Origin of the sequence: Streptomyces sp. NPDC126503, from assembly GCF_040302405.1 — a bacterium.
In the GTDB taxonomy this organism is placed as follows: Bacteria; Actinomycetota; Actinomycetes; order Streptomycetales; family Streptomycetaceae; genus Streptomyces; species Streptomyces gulbargensis.
The window spans coordinates 16,883-36,151 of the sequence record NZ_JBEORS010000023.1 but is presented as its reverse complement, the minus strand read 5'-3'; the positions used below and the strand labels follow the sequence as shown (position 1 = coordinate 36,151).

At 74.2% G+C, this 19,269-nt stretch carries 20 protein-coding genes; 8 read left to right on the top strand and 12 right to left on the bottom strand.

Going from position 1 to position 19,269, the window contains the following annotated elements:
* Positions 1 to 118: 118 nt before the first annotated feature.
* Positions 119 to 979 carry an esterase/lipase family protein gene (locus ABTY40_RS25150; protein WP_352061603.1) on the top strand — a complete coding sequence of 287 codons (861 nt, stop codon included), beginning with the start codon at positions 119 to 121 and terminating at the stop codon, positions 977 to 979.
* On the opposite strand, the gene ABTY40_RS25145 is transcribed toward ABTY40_RS25150, so the two are convergent.
* The gene (locus tag ABTY40_RS25145) at positions 976 to 2,043 is read right to left on the bottom strand and encodes a lytic polysaccharide monooxygenase auxiliary activity family 9 protein (protein WP_352061602.1); all 1,068 of its coding nucleotides are present in this window, start codon (positions 2,041 to 2,043) and stop codon (positions 976 to 978) included. The two genes, ABTY40_RS25150 and ABTY40_RS25145, sit on opposite strands and share 4 nt — an antisense overlap.
* A gap of 152 nt (positions 2,044 to 2,195) precedes the next feature.
* Positions 2,196 to 2,864: a response regulator gene (locus tag ABTY40_RS25140; RefSeq protein ID WP_352061601.1), complete on the bottom strand. Its 669-nt coding sequence runs from the start codon at positions 2,862 to 2,864 to the stop codon at positions 2,196 to 2,198.
* A 125-nt stretch (positions 2,865 to 2,989) separates the two neighbouring features.
* Here ABTY40_RS25140 and ABTY40_RS25135 point away from each other — a divergent pair, with 125 nt between their 5' ends.
* The 4 genes from ABTY40_RS25135 (at position 2,990) to ABTY40_RS25120 (ending at position 6,592) form a co-directional block, all read left to right on the top strand.
* Entirely contained in the window at positions 2,990 to 3,973 is a 984-nt protein-coding gene (locus ABTY40_RS25135) for a Bug family tripartite tricarboxylate transporter substrate binding protein (protein ID WP_352061600.1), read from the top strand.
* The gene (locus tag ABTY40_RS25130) at positions 3,970 to 4,476 is read left to right on the top strand and encodes a tripartite tricarboxylate transporter TctB family protein (RefSeq protein WP_352061599.1); all 507 of its coding nucleotides are present in this window, start codon (positions 3,970 to 3,972) and stop codon (positions 4,474 to 4,476) included. The genes ABTY40_RS25135 and ABTY40_RS25130 overlap by 4 nt, the downstream gene beginning before the upstream one ends.
* A 3-nt stretch (positions 4,477 to 4,479) precedes the next feature.
* Positions 4,480 to 5,976, top strand: a complete 1,497-nt coding sequence (locus tag ABTY40_RS25125; RefSeq protein WP_352061598.1) for a tripartite tricarboxylate transporter permease — start codon at positions 4,480 to 4,482, stop codon at positions 5,974 to 5,976.
* A 190-nt stretch (positions 5,977 to 6,166) separates the two neighbouring features.
* On the top strand, positions 6,167 to 6,592 hold the full coding sequence (locus ABTY40_RS25120; protein ID WP_352061597.1) for a DUF6299 family protein: 426 nt from the start codon (positions 6,167 to 6,169) through the stop codon (positions 6,590 to 6,592).
* A 9-nt stretch (positions 6,593 to 6,601) separates the two neighbouring features.
* On the opposite strand, the gene ABTY40_RS25115 is transcribed toward ABTY40_RS25120, so the two are convergent.
* Both ABTY40_RS25115 and ABTY40_RS25110 read right to left on the bottom strand, forming a co-directional pair.
* Positions 6,602 to 7,081 (bottom strand): ribonuclease FAU-1 family protein, encoded by a 480-nt coding sequence (locus ABTY40_RS25115; RefSeq protein ID WP_309056395.1) that lies wholly within the window; start codon positions 7,079 to 7,081, stop codon positions 6,602 to 6,604.
* Positions 7,062 to 7,985, bottom strand: a complete 924-nt coding sequence (locus ABTY40_RS25110; protein ID WP_352061596.1) for a GNAT family N-acetyltransferase — start codon at positions 7,983 to 7,985, stop codon at positions 7,062 to 7,064. Before ABTY40_RS25110 ends, ABTY40_RS25115 begins: the two co-directional genes overlap by 20 nt.
* A gap of 74 nt (positions 7,986 to 8,059) precedes the next feature.
* Here ABTY40_RS25110 and ABTY40_RS25105 point away from each other — a divergent pair, with 74 nt between their 5' ends.
* A complete protein-coding gene (locus ABTY40_RS25105; RefSeq protein ID WP_352061595.1) occupies positions 8,060 to 8,437 on the top strand; it encodes a GntR family transcriptional regulator in 378 nt (125 codons plus the stop codon).
* 21 nt (positions 8,438 to 8,458) lie between these two features.
* Here ABTY40_RS25105 and ABTY40_RS25100 read toward each other — a convergent pair whose 3' ends face one another.
* Genes ABTY40_RS25100 through ABTY40_RS25085 form a run of 4 tightly spaced genes read right to left on the bottom strand, consistent with a single transcriptional unit; the run spans position 8,459 to position 12,335 of the window.
* Complete coding sequence (locus ABTY40_RS25100) at positions 8,459 to 9,577, bottom strand: DUF5925 domain-containing protein (RefSeq protein WP_352061594.1); 1,119 nt, start codon at positions 9,575 to 9,577, stop codon at positions 8,459 to 8,461.
* A 54-nt stretch (positions 9,578 to 9,631) separates the two neighbouring features.
* Entirely contained in the window at positions 9,632 to 10,396 is a 765-nt protein-coding gene (locus ABTY40_RS25095; RefSeq protein ID WP_352061649.1) for a polysaccharide deacetylase family protein, read from the bottom strand.
* A 50-nt stretch (positions 10,397 to 10,446) separates the two neighbouring features.
* Positions 10,447 to 11,511: a glycosyltransferase family 2 protein gene (locus ABTY40_RS25090; RefSeq protein WP_352061593.1), complete on the bottom strand. Its 1,065-nt coding sequence runs from the start codon at positions 11,509 to 11,511 to the stop codon at positions 10,447 to 10,449.
* Positions 11,508 to 12,335, bottom strand: coding sequence for a glycosyltransferase family 2 protein (locus ABTY40_RS25085; RefSeq protein ID WP_352061592.1), 828 nt, complete (start codon positions 12,333 to 12,335; stop codon positions 11,508 to 11,510). The genes ABTY40_RS25090 and ABTY40_RS25085 overlap by 4 nt, the downstream gene beginning before the upstream one ends.
* A 655-nt stretch (positions 12,336 to 12,990) precedes the next feature.
* On the opposite strand from ABTY40_RS25085, the gene ABTY40_RS25080 reads away from it, so the two are divergent.
* Entirely contained in the window at positions 12,991 to 13,797 is an 807-nt protein-coding gene (locus tag ABTY40_RS25080; protein WP_309051166.1) for an SGNH/GDSL hydrolase family protein, read from the top strand.
* Between the two features lie 110 nt (positions 13,798 to 13,907).
* Here the strand turns inward: ABTY40_RS25080 and ABTY40_RS25075 are convergent, their stop codons facing one another.
* The gene (locus ABTY40_RS25075; protein WP_352061591.1) at positions 13,908 to 14,846 is read right to left on the bottom strand and encodes a protein kinase domain-containing protein; all 939 of its coding nucleotides are present in this window, start codon (positions 14,844 to 14,846) and stop codon (positions 13,908 to 13,910) included.
* Positions 14,847 to 15,155: 309 nt separating this feature from the next.
* On the opposite strand from ABTY40_RS25075, the gene ABTY40_RS25070 reads away from it, so the two are divergent.
* Positions 15,156 to 15,431 (top strand): hypothetical protein, encoded by a 276-nt coding sequence (locus tag ABTY40_RS25070; RefSeq protein WP_309057808.1) that lies wholly within the window; start codon positions 15,156 to 15,158, stop codon positions 15,429 to 15,431.
* Positions 15,432 to 16,178: 747 nt separating this feature from the next.
* Here the strand turns inward: ABTY40_RS25070 and ABTY40_RS25065 are convergent.
* From ABTY40_RS25065 to ABTY40_RS25055, 3 genes are all read right to left on the bottom strand, one after another.
* The gene (locus ABTY40_RS25065) at positions 16,179 to 17,375 is read right to left on the bottom strand and encodes a CaiB/BaiF CoA transferase family protein (protein ID WP_352061590.1); all 1,197 of its coding nucleotides are present in this window, start codon (positions 17,373 to 17,375) and stop codon (positions 16,179 to 16,181) included.
* A gap of 133 nt (positions 17,376 to 17,508) precedes the next feature.
* Entirely contained in the window at positions 17,509 to 18,288 is a 780-nt protein-coding gene (locus ABTY40_RS25060) for an ABC transporter permease (RefSeq protein ID WP_352061589.1), read from the bottom strand.
* On the bottom strand, positions 18,285 to 19,223 hold the full coding sequence (locus tag ABTY40_RS25055; protein ID WP_352061588.1) for an ATP-binding cassette domain-containing protein: 939 nt from the start codon (positions 19,221 to 19,223) through the stop codon (positions 18,285 to 18,287). Before ABTY40_RS25055 ends, ABTY40_RS25060 begins: the two co-directional genes overlap by 4 nt.
* Positions 19,224 to 19,269: the final 46 nt, after the last annotated feature.

The window sequence follows — 19,269 nt, the reverse complement described above, 5'->3', positions numbered from 1 at the left end:
CGTGTCTTCCCAGCCGCTCCTACCCGTGCGTAACTTGGCCGGAGAGCACCCCCCACTTGTGGTCCGGACCGCAGGGCACAGCACCCCCCTTCCCCTTGAGCCGCAAGGAGATCGCCCGATGCTGCCCTGGAAACGCGTCCTCAGAGCGCTGACCGTCCTGCTCCTGACCGCCGCCGCGGTCCTCGCCCCCACCACCGCCGCCCAGGCCGGTACCGCGCCCAGCCGCGGCTGGAACGACTGGTCCTGCAAGCCCTCCGCCGCCCACCCCCGGCCCGTGGTCCTCGTCCACGGCACCTTCGGGAACTCCGTCGACAACTGGCTGGGACTCGCGCCGTACCTGGTCGACCGGGGCTACTGCGTCTTCTCCCTCGACTACGGACAGCTGCCCCACGTGCCCTTCTTCCACGGGCTCGGCCCCATCGAGAAGTCGGCCGGACAGCTCGACGCCTACGTGGACCGGGTCCTCGCCGCCACCGGCGCCCCCGAGGCCGACCTCGTGGGCCACTCCCAGGGCGGCATGATGCCCCGCTGGTACCTCAAGTTCCTCGGTGGCGCAGACAAGGTGAACGCGCTCGTCGGCATCGCCCCCGACAACCACGGCACCACCCTCCTCGGCCTCACCGCGCTCCTGCAGCACTTCCCCGGCGCCGAGGACCTGATCGGCGAGGCCACCCCCGCCCTGGCCGACCAGATCGCCGGTTCGCCGTTCCTCACCCGGCTCAACGAGGGCGGCGACACCGTCCCCGGCGTCCGCTACCACGTCATCGCGACCCGCTACGACCAGGTCGTCACGCCGTACCGCTCCCAGTTCCTCTCCGGGCCCGGGGTCACCAACGTCCTCATCCAGGACAAGTGCGCGCTCGACCTCTCCGAGCACGTGGCCATCGGGACGGTGGACCGGGTCACCTTCCACGAGGTGGCCAACGCCCTCGACCCGGCCCGCGCGACCCCGACCACCTGCCTGTCCGTGATCGGCTAGCGGCGCGCGTCCGACCGGCGCCGGACCGTGCCGAACAGCACCGCGGCCCCGAGGGCCAGGGCGGCGGCACCTCCCACCGCCAGGTACGGGGCGGAGGCGTCGCCCCCGGTCTCCGCCAGCTCCACGCCCGCGCCGGAACCGGAGCCCGACGCGGACGCCGGGGCGGGCACGGGCGTCGACGCGGCGTGCGGTACGGCCTCCCGGGAGGCCGGTGCCGTCGCCGGAGCGGCCGGAGCGGCCGGAGCGGTCGCCGGGCCGCTGCCGGGCGCCGCCGTGGCGCCCGCGCCCGTCGCCGCGTCGTCGTCCCCGTGCCCGCCGTGTTCGACCGTCGACTCGTCCCGGCCCTCCGCGATCTGCTCCTCGCTCGGCGCGGAGGCGGTCGGCGCGGGGTCCGCCGGCGCCGGGGCCGTACCGCCGCTGCCGCCGTCCTGCCCGAAGACGACGTCGGAGCAGGTGTAGAACGCCTCCGGGGAGTCCGACCGCTGCCAGACCGAGTAGACGAGGTGCCGCCCCGACTTCTCCGGCAGCGTCCCCTCGAAGACGTACTCCCCGTTCTCCATCCGGGGATCGGTCACCGTCAGGAACGGCTCCGCCTCCAGGTCCGACCAGGCCAGCGGCTTCGAAGGGTCGTAGCCGTCCTTCGTCACGTACAGCGCGAACGAACCCCGGTGCGGGGCCGTCCCCTTGTAACGGAAGGTGTGCGGGCCGGGGGTGAGGCGGCTCGCCGGCCAGTCGGCGCGCGCCAGGTCGAGGCCCCGGTACTTGTCGTTGCCCGCGCTGCACAGCTCGCCGTCCGGGATCAGCCGCCGGTGCTGCCCGGCCGCGTTCGCGATGTTCACCGCGTTCCAGTCGTAGAACGCCTGCGCGCCGCTCGCCGCCACGGCCGCCCGGCACGCCGCCGAGTCCGGGGACTCGGGCCCCTCCGCGTAACAGGCCGAGACCCGGCTCACCGGGTCCGTCATCGACCCGTGCGCGGCGGCCGGTACGGCGGCGAGCCCCGCCAGGGCGAGGGCGGCGGTGACGGTGACGGTGACGGCGGACGCGGCCGTACTGCGAGGGGACATGCGGGGACAGCTCCTTCGGCGGGAGGGGTGGGGGACACCTGAAGCTAGCCGCCGCCGGCCGCCGAGAAGCCGGTCAAGGCAGGGCGCGGGCGATTCTTAGGGCCGCGTTAAGGCGGAGGTAAGAGCCGCATCGGAAAGGCCCCCCGCGCGCCTCAGCCCAGCCGCCGGTACCGCCGTTCCGGGCGGCCCGTCCCCCCGTACCGCAGCGACACCTCCACCCGGCCCGTCTCCGCGAAGTACTCCAGGTACCGGCGCGCGCTCACCCGGGACAGCGAGCCCGCCACCGCGCACTCCGTCGCGGACAGCCCCTCCGGGTGCGCCCGCAGAATGCCGTCCACCAGCTCCGCCGTGTGCGCCGCCAGCCCCTTCGGCAGCTCGCGCGACCCGCGCGGCCGGACCCCGAAGATCCGGTCCACGTCCTCCTGCCGCACCTCGTCCCGGTCGTCGAGCCGGCTGCGCACCGAGGCCACGTGCCGCAGCTGCTCGTGCAGCGCCGCCTGGCTGAACGGCTTGATCAGATAGTGCAGGGCCCCGGCCCGCAGCGCCGACCGGATCGTGCCCACGTCCCGCGCCGCCGTGATGAAGAGGGCGTCCACCCCGAGCCCGGCGGCGCGCAGCTCCCGCAGCACCCGGATCCCGTCCATGTCCGGCAGGAACACGTCGAGCAGCACCAGATCGGGACGCAGCCGCTCGGCCTCCCGCAGCGCCTGTGCGCCGCTGTGCGCGACCCCCGCCACCGAGAAGCCCGCCACCGCCGACACATAGCGGCAGTGCAGCTTGGCGACCATGAAGTCGTCGTCCACCACCAGCACGTTCGTCACGCCGACCCACGCTAGGACGCGACCACAACGACCACAACGTCCGTTGATTGCGGAAGAGAGACAGCTTCTTAACGCGCGGGCAACATGTGGGCCACTTCACCACCCCCTACCGAGAGGCGGCACCCTTGCGTCCACGCACCCCCCTCGCCCTCCTGGGAGCGGCACTGCTGGTGCTCGTGGGGCCGCCGCTGCTCACCCCCGGCAGCGGCTCCGACACCGGCACCCACATCCCCGGCCTGCGTCTCATGGTCCCCAACACGCCCGGCGGCGGATACGACATCACCGCCCGCACCGCCGCCAAGGACGCGGAGGAGGCCGGCCTCACCGGCGACGTCGAGGTCTTCAACCTGCCCGGCGCGGGCGGCACCGTCGGCCTCACCCGCCTCGTCGGCGAACGCGGCAACGGCCGCCTCGCCATGTCCATGGGACTCGGCGTCGTCGGAGCCGTCCACACCAACAAGACGCCCCGCACCCTCGCCGACACCACCCCGATCGCCCGGCTCACCGAGGAGCAGGACATCGTCGTGGTCGGCAAGAACTCCCCGTACCGGACCCTTCAGGACCTCCTCACCGCCTGGCGGAAGGACCCCGGCAAGCTGCCCGTCGGCGGCGGCTCCTCACCCGGCGGACCCGACCACCTCGCCCCGATGCTGATGGCCCAGGCCGCCGGCATCCCCCCGAAGAAGGTCAACTACGTCCCCTTCGACGGCGGCGGCGAACTCCTCGCCTCCATCCTCGGCAACAAGGTCGCCTTCGGCGTCTCCGGCGTCGGCGAGTACCTCGACCAGATCAAGGCGGGCGAGCTGCGGCTCCTCGCCGTCACCGGGCCCCGGCGGGTCCCCGGACTCGACGCTCCGACGCTCCGCGAGGCCGGCCTGGACACCGAGTTCACCAATTGGCGCGGCGTCGTCGCCCCGCCCGGCCTCACCGACGCCGAACGCGACAAGCTCGTCGGCCTCGTCACCGCGCTCCACGCCTCCCCGCAGTGGAAACGGTCGCTGGAGACCCACGGCTGGAACGACGCCTTCCTGCCCGGCGAGGAGTTCGGTGTCTTCCTCACCGAGCAGAACGCCCGCGTCGACACGGTCCTGAAGGAGCTCGGCCTGTGACCACCCCGCTCAAGGAACGGCTGCGCGGACGCTCCGAACTCGGCGTCGGCGCCCTTCTCTTCCTCCTCGGCGTCCTCGTCCTCACCGACGCCCTCACCCTCGACGCCGACCTCACCGGCCGGGGCCCCGTCGGCCCGGCCACCGTCCCCCTCGTCGTCGGCTGCGGCCTCCTCCTCGTCGCCGTCCTCCTCACCGCCGACGTCCTGCGCGGCGGCCGCGGCGAGGCCGAGGGCGGCGAGGACATCGACCTCACCGAACCCGCCGACCGGCGCACGGTCCTCCTCCTCGCCGGGGCGTTCCTCGCCTTCGCCGTCCTCATCGGCCCGCTCGGCTTCCCCGTCGCCGGGGCGCTCCTCTTCTGGGGCGCGGCCTTCGTCCTCGGCAGCCGGAACCTCCACCGCGACCCGCTCGTCGCGGCCGTCCTCTCGCTCCTCACCTACGCCGTCTTCGACCGGCTGCTCGGAGTGCCGCTCCCGGGCGGCCCGCTGATGGGAGTGCTCTGACCCATGGATTCCCTGACCTCCCTGATCGACGGCTTCGGCACCGCGCTCACCCCGGTGAACCTGCTGTGGGCCGCCCTCGGCGTGCTCCTCGGCACCGCCGTCGGCGTCCTGCCCGGCATCGGCCCCGCCATGGCCGTGGCCCTGCTGCTGCCCGTCACCTACGGGCTCGAACCGACCGGCGCCTTCATCATGTTCGCCGGCATCTACTACGGCGCCATGTTCGGCGGCTCCACCACCTCCATCCTCCTCAACACCCCGGGGGAGAGCGCGGCCGTCGTCGCCGCCATCGAGGGCAACCCGATGGCCAAGGCCGGGCGCGGCGCGCAGGCCCTGGCCGCGGCGGCCGTCGGCCACTTCGCCGGCGGCATGATCGGCACGGTGCTGCTCGTCGCCCTCGCCCCGACCGTCGCCGCGCTCGCCGTCGACATCGGCGCGCCCGACTACCTCGCCCTGATGGTCCTCGCCTTCATCGCGGTGACCTCGGTCCTCGGCTCCTCCCGGATCCGAGGCCTCGCCTCCCTCCTCATCGGCCTCACCCTCGGCCTGGTCGGCCTCGACCAGATGACCGGGCAGCAGCGGCTCACCTTCGGCTCGCTCCAGCTCGCCGACGGCATCGACGTCGTCATCGTCGCGGTGGGCCTCTTCGCCATCGGCGAGGCCCTGTGGGTCGCCGCCCACCTCCGCCGCACGACCGGCGAGGCCCTGCCCGCCGGCCGTCCCTGGCTCGGCCGGGAGGACGTACGGCGCACCTGGAAGCCGTGGCTGCGCGGGCCGCTCATCGGCTTCCCGTTCGGCGCGATCCCGGCCGGCGGCGCGGAGATCCCCACCTTCCTGTCGTACGTCACGGAGAAGCGGCTGTCGAAGCACAAGGAGGAGTTCGGGAAGGGGGCCATCGAGGGCGTGGCGGGACCCGAGTCGGCCGCGTCCGCCTCGGCGGCCGGCACCCTCGTCTCCATGCTGACCCTCGGCCTGCCGACGACCGCCGTCGCCGCCGTCATGCTGGCCGCCTTCCAGAGTTACGGCATCCAGCCGGGACCGCTCCTCTTCGAGCGGGAGCCCGACCTGGTGTGGGGCCTGATCGCCTCGCTGTTCGTCGGCATGGTGCTGCTGCTCGCGCTCAACCTGCCGCTCGCGCCGGTCTGGGCCCGGCTGCTGCGCATCCCGCGCCCGTACCTCTACGCCGGCATCCTCTTCTTCGCCGCCGTCGGGGCGTACGCGGTGGGCGGCGAGGCGCTCGACCTGGTGGTGCTGCTCGTCATCGGCCTGCTGGGGTTCGGCATGCGGCGGTACGGGCTGCCGGTGCTGCCCGCCGTCATCGGCGTCATCCTCGGTCCGGCCGCGGAACAGCAGCTCCGGCGCGCCCTCCAGATCAGCGACGGCTCCCTGGCCGGCCTGGTGAACACCCCGTTCTCGGTCACCGTCTACGCCGTCGTGGCGCTGCTGCTCGCCTGGCCCCTGCTGCGCCGGGTCGTCACCGGGCGGAGGGCCGCCGGGGAGTGACCCGCGGGAGCCTCGGGGAGTGACCCGCCCCGAGGGGAGGGCCGCGGAGGGACGGGGGAGGGCGGGCCGTACGACGGGGGCGCGACGGCCCGCCAACGCGCCCCCGAAGGGGTGAGTTTCGGTCAAACGGTGGCCGAATCCGGTATGCCTGGCGGGCAGCACCCTCCCCCCACACCGAAGGGAACCGACCATGCGCGTCCGACTCGCCCTCGCCGTCGCGGCCCTCCTGGCCGCCGCCGGAGCCCCCCTCGCCCACGCCGAGGGGGCCAACGGCCTCTCCGTCGACACCCAGGGAATCCTGGGCCCCGGCACCACCGTGACCCTCTCCGGCACCTACCGCTGCCTGGACGACAGCGAGGGGCCCGTCTTCGTCAGCTCCACCCTCGACCAGGACGGCCGCTCCACCAGCATCGGCGGCACCCGCGCGGTCTGCGACGGACACCTCCACACCTGGATCAACACCTCCACCCTGAAGGAGTCCGTCTTCCGGCCGGGCACCGCCCTCGTGCGCGCCGCCCTCCTCCAGCTCGGCACCTCCGACACGGGCCTCCCGCAGCCCGGCTTCCTCGCCGTGCAGGACGCGGACGTCACGCTCCGGACCGTGCCCGCCCGGTAGCCCCCCGCGTCAGCGCAGCAGCTCCACCAGGCCGTCCCGGCCCAGCCGCGCCAGCTCGTCGAGGGCGACCACGGCGCGCTCGGCCGCCTCGGGGTCGGAGGCGGTCAGACCACTCGCCGCGAACTCGTCCTCGTCGAGCCGCAGCACCTCGCTGCCGTCCGCCGACACCCACAGGTCGAGATCGAGATCCTCCACCACCACCCCGGCCCCGCCGATCTCGGCCGGCCGGGTGATGTCGCAGTACCAGCCCTTGAGCGCCCCGTCCGCCGACCACACCTCCTTGACCGTGTACCAGCGGTCGCGCCAGTAGTGCTCCACGAAGACGTCACCCGGCTCGAACCGCACGAAACCGAAGTCCCGCACCCCCTCGGCCGCCCACGGCGCCCGCACCGACAGCCGGGCCTCCCGCTCCGCCAGCACCTCCGCCGGATAACGGATCTTCGTCCGCCCCGCCTTCCTCAGGGTGATCTCAACCGACCGCCCGGACATGCCGCACCTCCGTCGCGCGCACCTCGTAACCGAACCACCTGTTGATCGCCAGCATCGGCCCGTTGCGGGCGTCGTTCCCCGTGAACGCCTCCACGCAGCCCGCGGCCCGCGCCCGGTGCAGCGACACGTTCTTGGCCAGCTTCGCCAGCCCGCGCCCCCGGAAGTCCGGAGCCGTACCGGTCATCGCGGAGCCGTACCGCCCCAGACCGTCCGTCCTGGCCGCGCTGAACGCCGCCGGGACGCCGTCCACCACCGCCACCGTCGTCAGGGTCCGGTCGAGCAGCGGATGGCTCCAGGTGGTCTCCAGCCAGTGCGCGTAGTCGTCCAGCTCGGCCCCCACGTCACCCGGCTCGTCGGCCGTCGTCACCGCGTCAAGCGTGAACAGCGGCCGGGGGTCGGCCGCGAAGTCCTCCGCCGTGCGGATCTCCACCCCGGCCGGCGGCTCCCCGAGCGGCGGCAGTTCGGCCGTGGTCAGGTCGAGCCGCAGGAAGTGCGCCGAACGGCTCGGCGCGTAGCCGTGGCGCTCGGCGAAGGCACGGCCCGCCGGCTCGTCCAGGACCCAGCTGTAGAGGGTCGTCGCACCGTGCTCGGCCAGGTGCTCCTCGGCGGCGCGCACCAGCAGCGCACCGGCGCCGCGCCCCCGGTGGGCCGGATGGACGTAGACGTTGAGTTCACCGACGCCCGGCTCGGGCGACTCGTGGGCGAGGCCCACCTCGGCGGTGCCGATGACCTCCCCGTCCTCCGCGACGGCGACCAGCGGACGGGCGTGGCTGTCGGGGTGGGCGTGCGCCCAGTCGTAGGCGGTCTGCTCGGCGGTGGCGAGCAGATAGGGCAGTGCGGCCCGGCGGGCCCGGGCGAAGCCCTCGGCGTCCTCGGGGCGTACGTCACGGACGATCACAGTCATGGCCCCGCACGCTACGGGGGAGCGGCCTGTCACCGCCTCCCATTTTCGGGTGCGGTGGGGGCAGAATCGGCGGGGTGACACTGACAATCGCCGTGGACCACCACTCCACCACCGCTCCCTACGAACAGTTGCGTGCCCAGATCTCGGAGCGGGCCAGGTCGGGCAGACTGCCGGTCGGTTACAAACTGCCGACGGTACGGGGCCTCGCGGAGCAGCTGGGGCTCGCCGCGAACACGGTCGCCAAGGCGTACAAGGCCCTCGAGGCGGACGGGGTGATCGAGACGCGGGGCCGGCACGGCACCTTCGTCGCGGCGGCCGGCGACGCGGCCAGCCGGCGGGCCGCCACCGCCGCCGCCCAGTACGCCGAGGAGGCCCACCGCCTGGGCCTCAGCCGCGAGGACGCGGAGGCGGCGGTGCGCGAGGCGCTGCGCGCCGCCTACGACACCGTCTGACCCGCCCGGCCCCGCTCGCTCCTACAGGTACAGGCCGGGGGCGGCCTCACGGGGCTGCGGGAGGCCGGGGGCCGGGGTACCCCGCCGCAGCGCGTACAGCTCCGCGAGGGTCGCGCCGTCGCGCGGCACGTCCTCCTCCCGGCCGAGCCAGGAGACCGCCTCCGCCCGGGTCAGCGGGCCCACCTCGATCCGGGCCAGGCAGCGGCCCGGGCGGACCACGGCCGGGTGGAGCCGCTCCAGGTCCTCGTTGGTGGTGACGCCGACGAGGACGTTGCGGCCCTGCCCGAGCAGACCGTCCGTCAGATTGAGGAGCCGCGACAGGGCCTGCCCGGCCTCGTGCTTCGCCCCGCCCCGGATGAGCTCGTCGCAGTCCTCCAGGAGCAGCAGCCGCCAGCGGCCGCTCTCCGTGCCCTCGTCCTCCCCGATGGCGATGTTCATCAGATAGCCGACATCGGTGAAGAGGCGCTCGGGGTCGAGCACGCAGTCCACCTGGCACCAGTCGCGCCAGGACCGGGCGAGCGTCCTGAGCGCCGAGGTCTTGCCCGTGCCGGGCGGACCGTGCAGCAGCAGGAGCCGGCCCGTGACGTCCTCGGGCCGGATGCCCATCAGCCGGTCCATGGACGCGGCCACCGGCGCCGAGTAGTTGGACCGGATCTCCTCCCAGGTCTCCGCGCCGATCTGCCGGGTGGTCCGGCGCGGCCCGCGCTGCGGCGCCACGTGCCAGAAGCCCATCGTCACGTTCCCCGGCTCCGGTTCCGGCTCGTCCTTCGCCCCGTCCGTCGCCTCCTTCAGGATCCGTTCGGCGAGTTCCGCGTCGGTGGCCGTGACGGTCACGTCGGCGCGGTGGTTCCAGCGGGAGGCCAGCAGCGTCCAGCCCTCGCCCTCGGCCAGGACGGAACTGCGGTCGTCGTCCTTCGACATCCGCAGCACCCGCGCCCCGGCCGGGAGCAGGGTGGCCTCCGGCTTCGCCCGGTCCAGGGTCGTGCTGTGCGCGTGCGGCTGTTCCCCGGTCGCGAACCGGTCGACGAACAGCGCGTCGATGACGTCCGAGGGCGAGTCGCTGTCGTCCAGGTTGATGACGAGGGGCAACGGCCGCCGCGGACCGGACGGAACCGGTGGGGTGTCAGGCATGGCGCCCATGATCCGGCACCCGCGCGGCACGCGCACCGGATTTTGGGCCGGTGCGCGCGGGCGTCAGATCCAGTGCCCCCGCACCGCGCCCCGGGCCCGCCGCACCACCGCGTACCCCTTCGTCAGGGCCCGGTCGGCCGCGAAGTTCCGCCCGAGCGCCCGCCCCTCCAGGAGCCGGGTGAACTCCTCGACGCCGGTGGAGCGGCGAACGGTCACCCGTGCGAGGGCGTACGGCCCCTGGCGGCGGCGGGCCAGTGCGTTGCCGACGGCCAGCGCCTGGGCGAACCCGGCCTCCCGCACCGCCGTGCGCACCCGCCGGCTGGAGTATCCGTAGGGGTAGGCGAAGGAGACCGGGGCCGTCCCCAGCTCCTCGGCGACGATCTCGCGGCAGCGCAGCGCCTCGAAGCGGAGCCGCCCGGCGTCGAGCTGGTCGAGCTGGGGGTGGGTGTGGCTGTGCCCGCCGATCTCCGTGCCCGCGTCGGCCAGCTCCCGCACCTGCGCCCAGTCGAGCATGGTGTCGAGCGCGCCGCCCTCCTGCCACCGGCCGCGCACCCAGCCGGTGGAGACGAAGACCGTACTGGCGAAGGCGTGCCCGGCGAGCACGGGCAGGGCGTGCCGGTGCACGCCCTCGTACCCGTCGTCGAAGGTGATGAGCAGCGGACGGTCGGGCAGCGGCGCGCCGGAGCGCCAGGCGGCGGCGAGCGCGGCGGTGGTCAGCGGGGTGAACCCGCGCTCGGCGACCACCTCCATCTGCGCGGCGAAGGCCGCCGGGGTGACCGAGAGTCCCCGGGTGGCGGGTGCGGGATCGTCGCCGACGGCGTGGTACATGAGGATCGGCACGGCGGCGGCCGTACCCCGCCCGCCCGGGGTGTTCCCGCTCACGCGACGGCCTCCGTGCCCGCGACCGGTCCCGGGCCGGGTACCGCCGCGCTCCCGGCGGGCGGGAGGTCCTCGATCGGACCCCAGGAGAAGCGGGGGCCGCCGCGGCGCGCGCGGAGGGTGCCGAGGGCGTAGCCGCCGGCCGCGAGGGTCACACCGGCGAGGATCGCGCCGGCCCGCCCCGCGCCGCCGGCCCGGCCGCGCAGCGCGTCGCCGAGACCCCGGACCACCCCGGCGGGCAGCACCCGGGTGGTGTAGCGCCGTTCGGACTCCAGGCCCTTCTGCGCGCCGACGCTCCGGGCGACGAGTGCCTTGGACAGGCCTTCGGCGTAGACCCGGGTGCGGAAGTAGGCGAAGCGCTCGCGGACCGGGGGCACCTTGTGGTGGATGACGGCCCGGTCGTCGATGAGGAGCACCGCCTCGGGCAGGGCCCGGGCGAGCCGGATGCAGAGTTCCGTCTCCTCGCAGCCCAGGGGCCGCCGGTCGCCGTCGCGTCCGATGCCGGTGGCGAAGCCGCCCGCCGCCGCGAAGGCGTCGCGGCGGAAGGAGGCGTTGCCACCGAGGACGTTGCGGACCCGGACCCGGCCGGGCGGCAGCCCCCGGTAGGTGCAGCCGACCACCCAGTCGAACTCCTCGGGGAACCAGTCCGGACGGCGGCCCGAGGCCCACGCGGGCAGGGTCCGGCCGCCGACGGCCATGACCCGGGGATCGTCGTAGGCGGCGGCGAAGTGGTGGAGCCAGTCCCGCTCGGCGACGGCGTCGTCGTCGAGGAAGGCGACGAACTCGCCGCGGGCGGCGGCGATGCCGGTGTTGCGGCCGGAGGAGAGGCCGCGGGTGCCCGCGTTGGCGAGCACCCGCACCTCCTCGCGGAGTCTCTCGTCCGCGTACTCCTCCGTCAGCCGGGCCAAGAGCCGCTCGTTGTGGTCGACGACGAGCAGGGTCTCCAGCGGGGCCAGGGACTGCTTCCGTACGGAGTCGACGGCGGCGAGGATGTCCCGCCACCGCTCCTCCGTGTAGACGCAGATCACCACGGAGAAGCGGAGCGGGGCCGTGCGGTCGCTCAAGACACCTCTCCCCGAGGGACGTTGACGGAGAAGGCGGCGGGCCTGCGACGGGCCGACCGGCTCACGGACTTCTCCTTGAGGATCACCTTGAGGACCCGGATGCCGTCGCGGACCGCGTTGAGGTTGCTGACGCCGTGGATGCGCAGGTACTCGTGGCTGGGCACCTCCTGCACCTTGAGGCCGGCCTTGACCACCCGGATGTTGATGAGGGTCTCGATCTCGAAACCGGTGCAGTCCAGGGTGATCTTGTCGAGGCAGTGGCGCCAGAAGGCGTTGTAGCCGTAGCAGAGGTCCGTGTAGCGCGCGCCGAACTTGCGGTTGACGAGGGTGCACAGGGCCCAGTTGCCCAGTCTGCGGATGAGTGTCATGTCGTCCGTGCCGCCGCCGTTGGCGAAGCGGGAGCCCTTGGCGAAGTCGGCGCCCCCGACGAGGGCGGAGACGTAGGAGACGATCTCCTGGCCGTCGGCCGAGCCGTCCGCGTCGACCATGACGATGATGTCACCGGTGCAGGCGGCGAATCCGCTGATCAGCGCGTCGCCCTTGCCCTTGCCGACCTGTTTGACGACCTTGACGTCCGGCCGCAGCGCGCGGGCCACGTCCACCGTGTTGTCGGTGGAATTCCCGTCGACCAGGACGACTTCGTGAATCCATTCCGGCAGGGTCTGGAAGACGTACGGAAGGTTTTCCGCCTCGTTCATGGCCGGGATGACGACACTCACCGGGGGAGTGATCGCCAAATGCGAGGTGATGGCCCGGTACTGGGCGGCTATTCGACTCGGCTCGGTGAATTCTTGGCCCGCGGCCGGGCGCAGGAACGAGCTCATGGGTCTGGTTTCCCTCTCGTCCGGTGGGCCGCCCACCCCTGGGGCGGTCCCGATGGTGTGTCCGGTTCGAAAGGGGGGTTCTCACCCCGCCCGCACGGTGGTGAATGTCCGTGCGGGATCGGCAAGTTGGCATGGCTGGCCGCGCGGCATCCGCGACTCGGCGCACGTACCGACACCGAGCACGGCACCCCCCTACCGCGCCCCGCCCCGGGACCGTCGTGACGCTGGAGCCCTCCCCTGAGCTGCTGTACGGAACGGGCCGGTGCGGGTGAGATGTACGACGGTATTGATGAAGGGGACTGTAGGGCAAGTGCCGGATCGGTGACCCGCTTTTCCGTAGATTGGCGAAGCTCCGACGGTCAGATGTGTAACCGTCCTGATCGGATTCGTTCAATCCGTTTGTGGGGAGCGGGAAGTGGGGCACGATCACCCCCTCTGCGCATTGTTGTGCGATCGTCCCGTGATCGCGCGCGACCCTGTCATGGGACCGGAACTTCCGCTTCCCGGCGGGGTCGCGCGGTGGAGTGGCGCGAACTCGACGGTCGATGACGGGAGATCGGCCGGACGGGCCGGAAGTTTTGACATGGACACTTCCGGGCGGCCGGATCCGATGCTACTACCAGGTAGCGCAGAGATCCTGCTCCAGGGAGGTTCCATGAAACTGTCCCGATTCGCGGCCTTCTCGTCCTCGCTCCTGCTCGGTGCCGTCCTCGCCCTCACCGGGGCGGGCGCGGCACAAGCGGCCGAGACCGCCGCCCTCGACTACGTGGCGCTGGGGGACTCGTACTCCTCCGGTGTCGGGGCCGGCAGCTACGACAGCGCCAGCGGCGACTGCAAGCGCTCCACCAAGGCCTATCCCCGGCTGTGGGCCAACGCCAACGCCCCGTCGACGTTCGCCTTCACCGCCTGCTCGGGCGCCCGGACGGGCGATGTCACCGCCAACCAGCTCGGCCCGCTCTCCTCCGCCACCGACCTCGTCTCGATCACCATCGGGGGAAATGACGCCGGCTTCGCGGACGTCATGACCACCTGTGTGCTGCAGTCCGAATCCACCTGTATCAACCGAGTGAATCAGGCCAAGAGTTACGTCGACACCACGCTGCCCGGCAAGCTCGACTCCGTCTACTCGGCCATCCGCTCCAAGGCCCCGGCCGCCCGCGTCGTCGTCCTCGGCTACCCGCGCTTCTACCAGCTGAGCGGCAGCTGCGTCGCCGGCCTCAGCGAGAACGAGCGCAAGGCCATCAACGGCGCCGCCGACCACCTCAACGCGGCCACCGCCAAGCGCGCCGCCGACCACGGCTACACCTTCGCGAGCGTCGTCCCGGCCTTCACCGGCCACGAGATCTGCTCCGGCTCCCCCTGGCTGCACAGCGTCAACTGGCTCAACATCGGCGAGTCGTACCACCCGACCGCCGCCGGACAGTCCGGCGGCTACCTGCCCAGCTTCCGCAACGTGCTCTGACCGGCCCGGTGCCCGTCCAACGCACCCCGTCCCCCACCCCCGACCCCCGGTCCCGACCTCCGCTCCCGTGACCGTGGCGCCGCGTCCCCCGGGACCGGCGCCCGGTTCCCCTATCTGACGAAGTGAAACACCAGCGCCGCCACGAGCAGGAGCGCGCCCAGCAGCCCGGCGAACAGGACCGCACCCCACCGCGGCCCGGCAGGGGCGCGTTCCGGCCGGCGCTCCGTCGGGGGCGCCTCCGCCGCCGCGGTCGCGTCCCCGCCCCGTTCGTCCCCGTCGCCGTCCGTACGATCGCGTCGGGTCCCGCGGCCCCCGTCGCCCGGACCGTACGGGGCGGGTGACGGCGCACCGGCGGCCGGGCCGCCCGAGGCCAGCCGGCGCAGCTCCCGCTCGACCCGCTCCACGGGCGTGGGGTCGTCGGGGTCCTCCCGGAGCAGCTCCCCGATCAGCGTGGCCAGCGGCCCGATGCCCGCCCCGCCGACCGCGGTGCGCAACAGCGCGCCCAGAGCCCGGAGTTCGTCGGCCTGCCCCGGGGCGCCGGCCTCCCGCGCCCGCCCTTCCCGGGCGGCGGCGCCCGTCGCCGTGCCGAAGCCGGTGACGACGATCCGTCCGTCGTTGGCGAGCAGGACCCGGTCGGCGCCGAGATCCCGGTGCGGCACCCCGGCCTCCCGCGCGGCGCGCAGCGCCGCCAGCACCGCCGCCCCGATCCGCGCGGCCTCCCCCGGGGGCATGGGCCCGTCCGCCTCCACGGTCTCCGCGAGGGTGAGGCCCGGAATCAGCTCCATGACGACCCAGGGCCTGCCCCGGGCGACCACCACGTCGTCCACGCGGGCGATCCCCGGGTGCCGCAGCCCCGTCGCCGACCGGGCCTCGCGGGCGATCCGCTCGTACAGAAGCCGCTCGTCCGCCTCCCCGAGGCCGGGCGGGGCGTGGACCTCCTTGACCGCCACGTCCCGGCCGAGGTCCTCGTCCCGGGCGCGCCAGACGGCCCCCGTGGCAGCCTCCGCGAGGAGGTCGAGCAGCCGGTAACGTCCCGCGATCACCGTCATGGACCCACGGTAGCCGAGGGGTCCCCGTCCGCCCCCTTTCTCGGACGACCCGCCCAGACGATCTTGGTGGCGGAGATCACACACCGGGGCCCGCCCGTGAGCGCCGCGAGGCGCCGCCGGACGGTTCGTGACGGTTCGGCAGGTGTTTCGCGTCCGTTCAACTCGGCCTGGAGGCAGTTGGATTCGGACAGTGATCGTCAATCCCCGTGCGGGGGCGTCGAATCGCGTCGGCGGGATACACGAGTGTCACAGCGGAGCGATAGGGTTAACCTGCCCGGGCCGGGTGCCCTTGTACGGGTGGGGAGTGACATGGAACAGATAGCAATGCGCAGCAGGCCGCGTGTGCCTGCCATCACCTGCGGGAGCAGCGCGACCAGTTCGCGGCTCGACCGCCATCTCGCGGTGCTGGGCGGTCCCGCCCTGCCCCAGCGGGAGGTGGCCGAGGCCACCCTGCTGATGCGGGAGCTGACGACTCGTCCGCCGGCGGCCTCGCCGGTGCGGGGACACCGCAGCCGGAGCGCGCGCGTCTCCCTCTTCGCCCCGCTCCGCCGCCTGCGCCGCTCGCTCTTCGGCACGCGCCACTAGCGGCGCGGCACCGGCCGCGCCGGCGTCCGGCGTGACCGTCGCGACACCCCTCGGGGTGCCGCACCGGTCACGGCGGATCCGGCGGGCCGACACGGCGCCTCCGTGCCCGGGCGTCGCCGGACCCCGCGTTCCCCGACGCATCCCGCCCGCTCCGGCGCGCCGCCCGTACGCCGACCGACCACGACTCCGCCGGACGTGTCCCCGCCCGTCCGGCGTTCGTCGTGTCCGGAGTGGTCAACGGCGTGGGCCGCGCGCCTGTGCCGCGCCGGGCCGCTCCTCTGCCGCCGCCGGCCTGCCGCGACCACTCCGGCGGTCCACCCGTGCCGGGTGCCGGTCGGTCCCGGGTGGGGCGCGGACGGCTCGGTCGCGGTGCCGACGGGGCCGGTGCGCGGTTCCACCGAGGTGCCTCCCCACGGCGTCGTCCCGTCCGGCCCCGCTCCGTCCGGTGGTCGACCGGAACGATTCCGGGGCGTCGGTGGCCTGCTGCGACCACTCCGGCGGTCCACCCGTGCCGGGTGCCGCGCCGGTCGGACCCGGGCACGGCTCGACCCGGGCGGTTTCGAGGCGGCGGCCGGGCGCGATCGCGTCGGCGGTCCGCTCGGCGCCCCCGTCCCGCCCGTCCGGCGGAGGTCCGGCCCGGGGCGCCGGGGTCCCTCGACGTACCGCCCGGATCACCCGCCCCCGGAGCCCCGAGCCGTCCGTGCGGCCCCTCGTGACGGGGAGCCGCCCGGCCCGGGCCGCGCCGCGTCAGGCGATCACTCCCGCCCCCCGCAGCTCCTTCACCTCCGCCACCGGCACGCCCAGCTCCGCCAGGACCTCGTCGGTGTCCTGGCCGAGCGCCGGGACGCGGCCCATGCGCGGTTCCGGCGCGTCGGGGAAGACCACCGGCGGCAGCAGCGCCCGCAGCGGCCCCACCGGGGACTCCACCTCCCGCCACCGGTCCCGGGCCGCCAGTTGCGGATGGTCCGCCAGCTCCGCGACCGAGTTGAGCCGGGCGCAGGCGACACCGGCCGCGTCGAGGCGCGCCAGGGCCTCCTCCATGGACAGCGGGGCCAGCGCCCGTGCCACCACCGCGTCCGTCGCCGCGCGCCCCGCCACGCGGGCCGCGTTCGTCGCGAAGGCGGGGTCGTCGGCGAGCTCCGGGCGGCCGAGGACCCGCTCGGCGAGCCGCCGCCACTCGCGGTCGTTCTGCACCGACAGCAGCACCATGCCGCCGTCGGCCGTCGGATAGGCGTCGTAGGGCGCGATCACGGCGTGCGCGAGCCCCGTGCGCGCCGGGGCCGTGCCCCCGTGCATCCCGTGGTGCAACGGGTGCCCCATCCACTTGGCGAGCGAGTCCAGGAGCGACACCTCCACGGGCCCGCCGCGGCCGGTCGTGCCCCGGCGGACGAGCGCCGCGAGGACGCCCGAGAAGGCGTACATCCCGGCGGCGATGTCGGCCGCGGGGATGCCGGACTTCACCGGCCGCTCGGGCGTCCCGGTCACCGAGACGAGTCCCGCCTCGCACTGGACGAGCATGTCGTAGGCCCGTTTGCGGGCGTACGGGCCCTCGGCGCCGTATCCGGAGACGTCCACCGCGATCAGCCAGGGGTGCGCCGCGCACAGCGTCACGGCGTCCAGGCCGAGCCGGGCCGCCGCCCCCTGCGCCAGGTTCTGCACGAAGACGTCGGCGCCCGCCACCATCCGCCGTACCAGGGCCATGCCGCGCGGGTCCTTCAGGTCGACCGCCACCGACTCCTTGCCGCGGTTGCACCAGACGAAGTGCGAGGCGAGGCCGCGGGCCGCCGTGTCGTACCCCCGGGCGAAGTCACCGCCGTCGGGGCGCTCGATCTTGACGACCCGGGCCCCGAGGTCGGCGAGCTGCCGGGTGGCGAAGGGGGCGGCGACGGCCTGCTCGACGGCGACGACCGTGATCCCCTCCAGGGGGAGTGGCTGAGTGCTCATGGCAGCCCTGCCTATCCTGCCGGCGGCACCTTTGTCACCAGGGCCCTCGTCACGCGGCCCCTGTCACCGCGCCCCTCGCCGGGGCCCCTCGCGGCGGCTCCCCGAGCCCGTGCCGCCCCCGGTGCCGGGCCTTTCACTCGCCCCGGCCGTACCGCCGTACCGCGAGCGGGGCGAAGACGGCGACGAGGGCGAGGGACCAGAGCAGCGCCCCGGCCACGGGGTGGGCCACCGGCCAGGCCGCGTCCGCCGGGACGGGCGCGTTCCCGAAGAGGACGCGCACCGCCGTCGCCACCGCCGAGATCGGGTTCCACTCGGCCACCGTGCGCAGGTGGTCCGGCATGCCCTCGGTGGGGATGTACGCGTTCGACAGCAGCGGCAGGATGAACGTGGCGCTGCCGAGCTGCCCGGCCGCCTCCTCGCTCCGCGAGGCCAGGCCGAGCAGGATGCCCACCCAGGTCATGGCGAAGCGGAACAGCAGCAGCAGCCCGAAGGCGGCCAGGGCCTCCGGCAGGGACCCCTCGATCCGCCAGCCCATGGCCAGCCCCACCAGGATCATCGGGACCGTGCCGGCCGCGCACGCGGCCAGGTCGGCGAGGGCCTGCCCGAGCGGCACCGCCCCCCTGCTCATCGGCAGGGTCCGGAAGCGGTCCATGACGCCCCGGTGCGCGTCCTGGGCCGCCTGGAACATGCCGGTCATGAGACCGCCCGCCGCCGTCGCGACGAGCAGCCCCGGCACCAGGTAGGAGCGGTAGTCGGCGCCCGGCATGGCGAGCGCGCCGCCGAACACGTACCCGAAGAAGAGGAGGAAGACGATCGGCATCGTCTGTGTCATCACGGTGATCGCCGGGGCGTGCCGGATTCGCAGGAGGTGGCGGCCGAGGACCGCGGCGCCGTCGTGCACGAGGGCCGTCATGCCGCCGCCTCCGTCCGGCCGGTGAGGCGCAGGAACACCTCGTCCAGGGTGGGCGGGCGCAGTGAGGCGTCCACGATCGGCACGCCGGCCGCGTCGACCTCCCGGACGATCCGGGGCAGGGTGAGCGCCGGGTCCGTGGTGAGCGCGCCGACCGTGCGGCGCTCGGCGTCGAGGACGGGGGCGTTGCCGGTGAGCCGGTCGAGGACCGCCGCGGCGGCGTCCAGCGGTCCGGGGCCGGCCACGACCACCTCGGCCCAGCCGCCGATGAGGGACTTGAGCGCGGCCGGGGTTCCGCGGTGGGCGGCCCGGCCGTCCTCGACGAGCACGATGTCGTCGGCGAGCCGGTCGGCCTCCTCCAGGTACTGGGTGGTCAGCAGCACCGTCGTGCCCTCGGCCGCGAGCCGCCGGACGGCGTCCCAGATGCCGTTCCGGCTGTGCGGGTCGAGCCCGGTGGTGGGCTCGTCGAGGAAGAGGACCGCGGGGCGGGCCAGCAGGCTCGCCGCCAGGTCGAGGCGGCGGCGCATGCCGCCCGAGTAGGTCCGGGCGGGCCGCCCGGCCGCCTGCGTGAGCCCGAACTCCTCCAGGAGTTCGTCGGCCCGGGAGCGCGGGGCGCGCAGCAGCCGGGCGAAGAGGCGCAGGTTCTCCGCGCCGGTCAGGTCGCCGTCGACGGAGGCGTACTGGCCGGTGACCGCGATCCGGCGCCGCACCCCGCCCGGGTCGCGGACCACGTCGTGCCCGGCGACCCGGGCGGTGCCCGCGTCGGGGCGGACCAGGGTGGCGAGCACGCGGACGGCGGTGGTCTTTCCGGCGCCGTTGGGCCCGAGGACGGCGCAGACCGTCCCCTCGGGAACGGCCAGGTCGAGCCCGCGCAGGGCGTGGACCTCGCCGTAGCGTTTGCACAGGCCCTCACTAAGTACAGCGTACGTAGTCGTCATGGGGTGACCATAGCGCACTACGTACGGTGTACGTAACTACGATGGG

Bases quoted from the DNA above. Each gene is read 5' to 3' on its own strand.
- ABTY40_RS25080 (WP_309051166.1), top strand. From the start codon at position 12,991: ATGAAACTGTCCCGATTCGCGGCCTTCTCGTCCTCGCTCCTGCTCGGT.
- ABTY40_RS25070 (WP_309057808.1), top strand. From the start codon at position 15,156: ATGGAACAGATAGCAATGCGCAGCAGGCCGCGTGTGCCTGCCATCACC.
- ABTY40_RS25150 (WP_352061603.1), top strand. From the start codon at position 119: ATGCTGCCCTGGAAACGCGTCCTCAGAGCGCTGACCGTCCTGCTCCTG.
- ABTY40_RS25065 (WP_352061590.1), bottom strand. From the start codon at position 17,375: ATGAGCACTCAGCCACTCCCCCTGGAGGGGATCACGGTCGTCGCCGTC.
- ABTY40_RS25055 (WP_352061588.1), bottom strand. From the start codon at position 19,223: ATGACGACTACGTACGCTGTACTTAGTGAGGGCCTGTGCAAACGCTAC.
- ABTY40_RS25060 (WP_352061589.1), bottom strand. From the start codon at position 18,288: ATGACGGCCCTCGTGCACGACGGCGCCGCGGTCCTCGGCCGCCACCTC.
- ABTY40_RS25145 (WP_352061602.1), bottom strand. From the start codon at position 2,043: ATGTCCCCTCGCAGTACGGCCGCGTCCGCCGTCACCGTCACCGTCACC.
- ABTY40_RS25125 (WP_352061598.1), top strand. From the start codon at position 4,480: ATGGATTCCCTGACCTCCCTGATCGACGGCTTCGGCACCGCGCTCACC.
- ABTY40_RS25075 (WP_352061591.1), bottom strand. From the start codon at position 14,846: ATGACGGTGATCGCGGGACGTTACCGGCTGCTCGACCTCCTCGCGGAG.
- ABTY40_RS25120 (WP_352061597.1), top strand. From the start codon at position 6,167: ATGCGCGTCCGACTCGCCCTCGCCGTCGCGGCCCTCCTGGCCGCCGCC.
- ABTY40_RS25095 (WP_352061649.1), bottom strand. From the start codon at position 10,396: ATGTACCACGCCGTCGGCGACGATCCCGCACCCGCCACCCGGGGACTC.
- ABTY40_RS25115 (WP_309056395.1), bottom strand. From the start codon at position 7,081: ATGTCCGGGCGGTCGGTTGAGATCACCCTGAGGAAGGCGGGGCGGACG.
- ABTY40_RS25100 (WP_352061594.1), bottom strand. From the start codon at position 9,577: ATGGGCGCCATGCCTGACACCCCACCGGTTCCGTCCGGTCCGCGGCGG.
- ABTY40_RS25110 (WP_352061596.1), bottom strand. From the start codon at position 7,985: ATGACTGTGATCGTCCGTGACGTACGCCCCGAGGACGCCGAGGGCTTC.
- ABTY40_RS25085 (WP_352061592.1), bottom strand. From the start codon at position 12,335: ATGAGCTCGTTCCTGCGCCCGGCCGCGGGCCAAGAATTCACCGAGCCG.